This is a genomic window from Streptomyces zhaozhouensis (assembly GCF_900230195.1).
Taxonomy (GTDB): Bacteria; Actinomycetota; Actinomycetes; order Streptomycetales; family Streptomycetaceae; genus Streptomyces; species Streptomyces zhaozhouensis.
The window spans coordinates 1-4,990 of sequence record NZ_OCNE01000043.1 but is presented as its reverse complement, the minus strand read 5'-3'; the positions used below and the strand labels follow the sequence as shown (position 1 = coordinate 4,990).

Below are 4,990 nucleotides of genomic sequence, written 5' to 3'. Positions count from 1 at the left end.
GATCAGACGGTGTATACGCAGACGTCTGTCTTCGCGTTCGAGGTGGCGCTGTTCCGGTTGTTGGAGTCGTTCGGGTTGCGGCCTGACTTCGTGGCCGGTCATTCCATCGGTGAGTTGGCCGCGGCGCATGTGGCCGGGGTGTTGTCGCTTGAGGACGCGGTGCGGTTGGTGGGTGCGCGTGCGCGGTTGATGCAGGCGTTGCCCGAGGGTGGGGCGATGATCTCCCTGTCCGCGGACGAGGAGACCGTTCGGGCGTTGATCGGGGAGCGTCAGGATGTGACGATCGCCGCTGTCAACGCGCAGCGGTCTGTGGTGATCTCGGGTGTGGAGGAGGCGGTTGTCGAGATCGCCGGGCGGGTCGAGGGCAAGTCCACTCGTCTGCGGGTCTCGCACGCTTTCCACTCTCCGCTGATGGATCCGATGTTGGGTGAGTTCCAGGCGGTGGCCGCGAAGATCTCCTTCCGGGCGCCGGGTATTCCGTTGGTGTCCACGGTGACGGGTGAGTTGGTCGGCCCGGAGGAGATGACCGAGGCGGGGTACTGGGCTGGTCAGGTCCGTGGCACGGTCCGCTTCGCCGACAGCGTCGCCACCTTGAGGGCGCAGGGCGTCACCACCCTGGTCGAGGTCGGGCCCAAGCCGGCCCTGACGCCCCTGATCGGTGACGCCGTCCCCACCCAGCGCAAGGACAACGCCGAGACCGCCAACCTCCTACGCGCCCTTGGCACCCTCCACACCCAGGGACACGACATCACCTGGGAAACCACCTTCACCCACCTCGCCCCCCAGACCATCGACCTGCCCACCTACGCCTTCCAACACAAGCGCTACTGGATCGACGCGGTCCCCTCCTCCGGTGACCCCGCCGGACTCGGGCAGCACGGCACGGACCACCCGATGCTCAGCACGGCCGTCGTCCTGCCCGCGTCCGGGGGCACCGTCCTCACGGGCAGGCTCGCGGCCGACTCCCCGGCGTGGATCGCCGACCACGCCGTGCACGGCACGACGATCCTCCCGGGCACCGGCTTCGTCGAACTCGCCCTGCACGCCGGGGCCCGGGTCGGCTGCCCGGCCATCGAGGAACTAACCAGCCACGCGCCACTGGCCCTGCCCGAGGGAGACGCGGCAGCCGTACAGGTCGTCGTGGGCGGCCAGGACACCTCCGGCCGCCGGACGGTGGAGATCTACGCCCGCCCCGAGGACCCGTCGGCCGACCCGGCCGAGGGCTGGACCCTGCACGCCTCGGGCACGCTCGTTCCCCAGGGCCGGCAGGCGGACTTCGACCTGACGCAGTGGCCGCCGCCTGGCGCGACCCCCATCGAGGTGGGTGACGCCTACGCGTTGCTCACCGACCGGGGGTACGGCTACGGGCCCGCGTTCCAGGCTCTGCGCGCCGCCTGGCAACGCGGGGACGACATCTTCACCGAGGCGGCCTTCGCCCCGGAGACCGGGGAGGACGGCTCCCGCTACACCCTGCACCCGGCGTTGCTCGACGCCGCGATGCACGCCGACCTGCTGGACGACAGCGAGGGGCCGACCCTGCTTCCGTTCTCCTGGAACGGTGTCACCTCCCACGCGTCCGGCGCCGCCGAACTGCGCATGTGGATCACGCGGATCAGAGGCGCCGAGGTCTCCGAGATGCGGATCGCGGACGGCACCGGGCGGCCGGTCGCCTCCGTCGAGTCCCTCGTCTCGCGCCCGGTCGACCGCGAACGGTTGCGGCGGGACGGCGCCCAGACGGGCCGCGACCCGCTCTACCAGGTGCGGTGGAACGCCGTCTCCGCCTCCCCGGCCTCCCCGGGGCGCTGGACCGTTCTGGGTGCGGGCGGTCCGGAGCTGGTGGGTGCGAGCGCCCATCACGCGGACCTGGCGGCGCTGCTGGCCGCGCTTGAGACGGGACCGGCGCCGGACGCCGTCGTGTACCAGGTGCCCGAGCCTGCGGCGGACGGCGGCCAGCCGGAACGCACGCTGGCCGTCGCTCACCAGACGATGACGCTGCTGCGGGAGTGGCTGTCCGGGCGCGGACTCACCTCGACCCGGCTCGTGGTGCTCACCCGGAACGCCGTGCGGGTCGAGGCGGAGGACGCCGTCGACCTCGCCCAGTCTCCCGTGTGGGGTCTGGTGCGCGCCGCCGCCGAGGAGCACCCGGGGCGGTTCGCCGTCGTGGACCTCGACGGCGACGAGGCGTCGGCGCGGGCCGTGCCAGCCGTGCTGGCCTCGGACGAGTCCGAGGCGGCCGTTCGCGGCGGACGCGTTCACCTGCCGCGTCTGGTACGCCTCAACGAGTCGCGGGGCGCGTCGCAGGCGGAACCCGTCTGGCGCCCCGACGGCACGGTGCTGGTGACGGGCGGCACGGGCGGGCTCGGCGCGCTGGTGGCCCGCCATCTGGTGACCGCACACGGCGTGCGCCACCTGGTCCTCACCAGCCGCCGCGGCAACGAGGCACCCGGCGCCGCCGAACTCACCGCGGAACTCACCGAGTTGGGCACCCACGTCACCGTCGCCGCCTGCGACGTCGCCGACCGCGACGCCGTCGCCGCCGTCCTCGACGCCATCCCCGACACCCACCCCCTCACCGGGGTGGTGCACGCCGCCGGGGTCGCGGACAGTGGGCTGGTCGAGAAGCTCACGGAGCAGCAGACTGAACGGGTGATGCGCCCGAAGGTCGACGGCGCGTGGCACCTGCACGAGCTGACCCGCGACCTGGACCTCACGGCGTTCGTCCTCTTCTCCTCCGTCGGCGGGCTGTTCCTCGCCGCCGGGCAGGCCAACTACGCGGCGGGCAACGTCTTCCTGGACGCCCTCGCCCACCACCGCCACACCCAGGGACTTCCCGCCACCTCCATGGCCTGGGGCCTGTGGAACCAGAACACGGGACTGGGCGGCGAGTTGGTCGAGGCGGACCTGCGCCGGATGGCCCGGCTCGGTCTGCCCGCGCTGGACGTCGAGCCCGGGCTTGCCCTCTTCGACCGGGCGCTCGTCTCCGGCAGCCCCGCCCCGGTGGCGGTGCGCGTGGACACGGCGGCCCTGCGCAGTCGCCGCGACAGGGTGCCGGCGCTGCTGCGCGACCTGGCCGAGAGCCGGGGAGCAGCCGGTGCCACCGCCCCCCAGGCGGCGGCCGGGGCCTCGGCCGCGACGCCGCTGGCGGAGCGGCTGGCCCAGCTGAGCGAGTCCGAAGCGGACCGGCTGCTGCTCGACCTGGTGCGTGGGCATGTCGCCGCCGTGCTCGGGCACGACAGCGTCGACGCGGTGGAACCGACGCGTGCGTTCCGCGAGTTGGGCTTCGACTCGCTCGCCGCAGTCGAACTCCGCAACGCGCTGACCAGCGCCACCGGCGTCACCCTCCCCGCGACCCTGGTCTTCGACCACCCCAACTCCCGGGCCGTGGTGGAGGTGCTGAAGCCCAAGCTCACGGGTGTGGCCGACACGGGTACCAAGCGCGCCGCCGTCTCGGTGCGGACGTCGCACACCGACGAGCCGATCGCCATCGTGGGCATGAGCTGCCGCTACCCGGGGGGCGTGCGCAGCCCCGAGGACCTGTGGCAGCTGGTGCTGGAAGGCACTGACGCGGTGGGCGACTTCCCGACCGATCGCGGCTGGGACATCGCGAAGCTGTACTCGCCGGAGCCCCAGGAGGACCGCTTCTACACCCGCGAGGGCGGGTTCCTCAGCCGGGGCACCGAGTTCGACCCGGACTTCTTCGGCATCGGTCCGCGTGAGGCCCTGGCGATGGACCCGCAGCAGCGGCTGTTGCTGGAGACCTCCTGGGAGGCGCTGGAGCGCGCGGGCATCGACCCGCTGTCGATCCGGGGCAGCCAGACGGGCGTCTTCGCCGGCGTCATGTACGACGACTACGGCACCCGGCTGGGTGACAACGTGCCCGCCGACGTCGCGGGCTACCTGGGCAACGGCAGCGCGATCAGCATCCTCTCGGGGCGCGTCGCCTACCTCTTCGGTCTGGAGGGCCCCACCATGTCGGTGGACACGGCGTGCTCCTCCTCCGCCGTGGCCCTGCATCTCGCGGCGCAGGCCCTGCGGGGCGGCGAGTGCTCGCTGGCGCTGGCCGGCGGTGTGACGTTCCTGTCCACCACGGATGTCTTCGTGGACTTCAGCCGGCAGCGCGGCCTCTCCCCGGACGGCCGGTGCAAGGCGTTCTCCGGGGCGGCTGACGGCGTCGGCTGGTCCGAGGGTGCCGGTGTGCTGGTGTTGGAGCGGCTGTCGGAGGCGCGGCGCAACGGGCACGAGGTGCTCGCGGTGATCCGCGGGTCGGCGGTCAACCAGGACGGCGCGTCCAACGGCCTGACGGCCCCCAACGGCCCGTCGCAGCAGCGCGTCATCCGCGCCGCGCTGGCCAGCGCGCGCCTGACCACCGCCGACGTGGACGTGGTCGAGGGCCATGGCACGGGCACCACCCTGGGTGACCCGATCGAGGCGCAGGCTCTGCTCGCGACCTATGGTCAGGACCGGCCCGAGGGACGGGACCCACTGTGGCTGGGCTCGTTGAAGTCGAACATCGGTCACGCGCAGGCGGCGGCCGGCGTCGGCGGCATCATCAAGATGGTGATGGCGATGCGCCACGGCGTGATGCCGAAGACGCTGCACGTGGACGAGCCGTCGCCGCACGTGGACTGGTCGGCCGGCGCGGTGGAGCTTCTCACCGAGGCGCGGGAGTGGCCACGCGGGGAACAGCCGCGTCGGGCTGGTATCTCCTCGTTCGGGCTCAGTGGCACCAACGCGCATGTGATCGTGGAGGAGGCGCCTGAGGTTGAGGCGCCGGCCGAGACCGAGGCCGAGGCGGGCTCTGCGTTGGTGGCGGTGCCGTGGGTGGTGTCGGCGAAGTCGGTTGAGGCGTTGCGGGCGCAGGCGGGCCGGTTGGTGTCGTTTGTGCGTGAGCGCCGGGGGTTGGAGCCGGTGGATGTCGGCTACTCCCTGGTGACCACGCGTGCGTCCTTCGAGCATCGGGCCGTGGTGGTCGGTGGTGACCGTGAGGAAC

The 4,990-nt window shown here is 72.6% G+C and carries 1 protein-coding gene; it reads left to right on the top strand.

All coding sequences use genetic code 11. The features are described from left to right. Positions 1 to 4,990, top strand: a 4,990-nt coding sequence (locus CRP51_RS27805) for a type I polyketide synthase (RefSeq protein ID WP_141514704.1), incomplete at both ends; no start/stop codon positions are given.